At 58.5% G+C, this 4026-nt stretch carries 3 protein-coding genes and 2 pseudogenes; 3 read left to right on the top strand and 2 right to left on the bottom strand.

Features of this window, described 5'->3' with window-relative positions:
* Both ACTIFE_RS20390 and ACTIFE_RS20385 read left to right on the top strand, forming a co-directional pair.
* A pseudogene (locus ACTIFE_RS20390) lies at positions 1 to 556 on the top strand (hypothetical protein); the annotation flags it as partial.
* Between the two features lie 21 nt (positions 557 to 577).
* Positions 578 to 1654: a DUF2793 domain-containing protein gene (locus ACTIFE_RS20385; RefSeq protein WP_439530979.1), complete on the top strand. Its 1077-nt coding sequence runs from the start codon at positions 578 to 580 to the stop codon at positions 1652 to 1654.
* 78 nt (positions 1655 to 1732) lie between these two features.
* Here the strand turns inward: ACTIFE_RS20385 and ACTIFE_RS20380 are convergent, their stop codons facing one another.
* Together ACTIFE_RS20380 and ACTIFE_RS20375 are read right to left on the bottom strand one after the other, a co-directional pair.
* On the bottom strand, positions 1733 to 2020 hold the full coding sequence (locus tag ACTIFE_RS20380) for a hypothetical protein (protein ID WP_439530978.1): 288 nt from the start codon (positions 2018 to 2020) through the stop codon (positions 1733 to 1735).
* A 491-nt stretch (positions 2021 to 2511) separates the two neighbouring features.
* Complete coding sequence (locus ACTIFE_RS20375) at positions 2512 to 3864, bottom strand: hypothetical protein (protein ID WP_439530977.1); 1353 nt, start codon at positions 3862 to 3864, stop codon at positions 2512 to 2514.
* A 22-nt stretch (positions 3865 to 3886) separates the two neighbouring features.
* On the opposite strand from ACTIFE_RS20375, the pseudogene ACTIFE_RS20370 reads away from it, so the two are divergent.
* Positions 3887 to 4026 (top strand): annotated as a pseudogene (locus tag ACTIFE_RS20370) (IS5/IS1182 family transposase); the annotation flags it as partial.

The following is a 4026-nucleotide window of genomic DNA, read 5'->3' as shown; positions in this document are numbered from 1 at the left end:
TCGCTCGCAGCATCATGCTGCTGTTGCGCGGAAAATCCACTTATCCCGGCTGTTCAGATTTTCGCAGCCACCTCTCCTTGTGTCCCTCCCGGTCAGCGAGGCCGACCTGGGCCGTCCCTGGAACTGGCGCGTCGGGCCGGCCGCAAGGGCCGTCAGCGACGAGAGCTATACGGGCCAGAGTTTCACGCCCGCCGGTCGCGGGCTCTTGCCCTTCATCCCGGTCCATGTCGAGCAGCCCTGGCGAACAGCGCGAAGCCCTGGCGATCTGACGATCCGCTGGACACGCCGCTCCCGCGCGCTGGTGGCAGACAGCTGGGAGCAGGTCGAGGTGCCACTTGGGGAAGAAATGGAGGGTTATGAAGCCCAGATCCTCGACGGGGCTACGGTCAAGCGCACGCTGAGCAGCAGCACGACCTCCGTCCTCTACACATCCGCCCAGCAGACGACCGATTGGGGCGCACCGCTCGGGCCCGGCCAGACGCTGGCGATCCGCATCTTCCAGCTCTCGAACCGCCTCGGCCGCGGCACGTCTGCGGCTGTCACGCTGCAATTCTGATCCCAACCCACGGGAACCCCCATGTCCGACACCACGACCCATCTCGGCCTGCCCTACATCCACGCGGCGCAGGCGCAGAAGCATGTCACGCACAACGAGGCGCTGCGCTTGCTCGACGGACTTGTGCAACTGTCCGCCCTTGATCGGACCCGAACTTCACCGCCCGCCAGTCCCGCCGATGGCGACCGGCATCTGGTGGCCTCGGGTGCAACCGGTCTCTGGGCAGGATGGGACCTGAACATCGCCTTCCGGGCCGACGGTGCCTGGATCCGCCTCCCGCCGCGCCCGGGCTGGCTGGTCTGGGTCGAGGCGGAGGGCCTGCTCCTCGTCTGGACCGGTTCGGAATGGCGCAGCTCGCTCCCCACGAGCTTGCAGAACCTGACGCGGCTCGGACTGGGGGCGACAGCCGATGCAGCAAACCCGTTCTCGGCGAAGCTCAATGCAGCGCTCTGGGCCGCCAAGACCATCGCTGAGGGCGGGACTGGCGATCTGTTCCTGAAGCTCAACAAGGAGACGGCCGGCGACGATCTGGGCCTCGTCCTGCAGACCGGTTTCGTCACCAGAGCGCTGATCGGTCTCTTCGGCTCCGATCGTTTCCGCCTCGCGGTCTCGGCCGACGGCAGCACCTTCTTCGACGGGCTCACCGTCGACAATGCCACCGGCATCGTCGACCAACCCCGCCTGCCACGCTTCAAGGCTTACACCAATTATGACAACTACGTCGGCGTCGGTGCCTGGACAAAGATCGGCCTCAACAACACAGACACCAACGATCAAGGGGCGTTCGACGCCGCGAACAACCATTTCGTGGCACCGGTCGACGGCACCTACCTCCTCGGTGCAACGCTGCTCTTCAAGGTCAACACCAGCACCTCGGCGCGCATGAGCGGGCGGCTGGTGCTGAACGGCACGACGGAAATCCGCGGCTCCCTCGGCGAAATCTCCGCCACCCACGTCTCGCTCGCCACCGCGATCTGGCTGCAGACCATGGTGCCGCTCACGGCAGGCGATACCGTCGAGCTGCAGGGGTATTTCCGGGTCGCGGACGGGTATGTTGCGGCGGATCAGACGTGTCTCTGGGGCTGCAAGGTCGGGTGAAATTCAGCTTTACATGGCAATCTGGCCTGCGGGCGGCGGGAAGCCCGCCGTCCATCTCTCAACCCGTTATGCCTGCTGCTATCGGCGAAACAACTTCAGCAACAGGGGCGCAGCGGCCAGGGCAATCCCGATTCCCCAGGCAGCGAAGTAAGGTCCTGTCATAAGGCAGAACGGATCCTTGCTTGGAACACCGAAGACGATGATCTCACGATAGAAGGTCCGCGAGGCATAGCATTCAACGCCGAAAAGGCTGACCTTGGTGAAGTCGTAGAGAAGAAAGCCGATCACGGCGATGCCGAGAACTGCACTGGCAACGGCAAGCGGATGCGATGTATTTGCAGGCGTGTTGCTATCTTGAGAGTTCATTGCATACTCCATCAAACGAAAGATGATTTTATTGACTGTCGTACAGATCGCAGGGTGTTACCCTCGCGCGAATGGCGAGAGGTGGCCGAAGGGACTGCATCAGTCCTCGCCGCGTCCTTGCACTGACTGGTAGCCAATGATGGCGGCGCCGATGAAAATGGCGGCAAACACAAGAAGGATCATTGCAAATCTCCAGGACAACAGAGGCTCGATCAGCCGTCAGACGAGAACAGGCCGTCCATGATCGGCCGGCCTGCCCTTGTTCCTGGAGGGAGAAATCGAAAAGTGCCGGAGACTTTCCCAAAAACTGCGGGTGTCCCGTGCTCCCACAATTCGAAGCGGCAACTCACCAGCCGCGCCGCGTGACAGGGCGGAAAACACACGGTGCGATTGCCACGCTGAAGCTGCAACGGTCTCAATGCTCCCGCCAGAGCGACATGCCCGCCGGCAGGTGTCATGCTGTCGCCGTAAGGGCGAATTTCCCTATGCCACTACTGCACGCCCTTCGTTGTTAACGACATTCCGAGCCGGATCGATGTTATGCGATAAGCTGCATCAATGTCGTTGTCGGGCAGGTTCCAGACAGCATCGATCATTTCCGCAGGATCATTTGCTCTGATCTTGAGCGCCAGAACATTCAGCGCCTCGACACGCAAATCTGGCTTGCTAACTTTGTTGGCCAAGGCAAGCAGCCTTTCCTTTGACAGCAACCGAAAGCCGTTGGATTGATCAAACCGGTTGTTGTTGTCGACGATGCTCTGCGCCATAAAGTCGGCATCCTCCGCAATGATCTTGTCAAGGAACGCTGCACCGGCTGCCGTAAGCTCTTCATGTGGCACCATCCAGTGCCGGGAATCCAAGCGGTCTGTATTCTTGATTTCCGCCCATAACGCTTGTGGCTCTGCTCCCTCCGCGGACATTGCTTGCTTCAGCAAATCCGCATATGAGATCTCGCCCGGCCGAGCCCCGCGCGCAACATTCAACGCCAACCCAGTATGCCCCTCCCGCATCAACGCAAGCGTTACTTGATTTACTGATTCCAGGTAAGATGTGTATCCTGAAATGTTTTCTATTATTTTCAGCACATCATCTGCATTGAGCTCTCTAGTTGACTGCAACAATTTAACGAGGGCGTTTCTTGCCGCATCAGTCAGATTACCCTCCTGCTGATAAACTTGCATGCAGGCATTGGCTAGGGACGGGAGAAGCGCGGACTTGCCGACCGCCTTTAGGATCTCAGGTGCAGCCGTACATGTGCGAAGCACGCTCTCAGAAATGCTGCCTGACCCGAGCTCTCGCTGCACCTGGTCAACGACTTCAGTCAGATCTCCAGTCCCTTCCAGGAAGGACCGGAGCGGGGTATAAACCTCCATTACACTGTCGGAATGAGAACTGGGAACATTCGCAATAGCATCGAGCAGTGTTCTGACCTCCTCCAGACGATCCTGGTTCGTTAGAACAACATCAATGACCACCGAGGGGCTGGTCTGAAGAATATCAGGCGGCATCTGCAGCAGCACCGCGAGACGTTGCTCCGGCTGCCATTTCCAGAGGCCATCTTTCAGCATTGCCCGGTATAGGTGCGAACGCAATTTTTCGTCTGGGAAGTATTTTAAAATTTCAGAAAATGACTTCTGATTAATTACTGCAACCCTGGACAAAACTGAAATCTGCTCGGATTCTGCCAATTTAGAGAAAAGATCTTGGATGGAATTGGACGGCAGATTTTGACCAATCTTGATCAATTCAAGTTCGAAGAGCTGCTCGAGGATGTTTGGGTATTCTCGGCCATTAGGCTTCAGACCCATAAAACGGCTATGCAAATCACTTGAAGTTTGATTCAAGCTCCTGAAGAGGAGTTTGGTGATGTCTCATGGGTTCTTCTGGCTCAGCGATGAGCAGTTTTCGAAGTTGCAGCCGCTTTTGCCAACCGGGACACGCGGCAAGGCCCGTGTCGATGACCGGCGGGTGATCAGTGGCATCATTCATGTTCTGAAGTCGGGTGG

Source organism: Pannonibacter sp., from assembly GCF_051860505.1.
Classification (GTDB): Bacteria; Pseudomonadota; Alphaproteobacteria; order Rhizobiales; family Stappiaceae; genus Pannonibacter.
The sequence above is the reverse complement of the archived record's forward strand: the minus strand, read 5'-3'. Positions and strand labels throughout refer to the sequence as shown.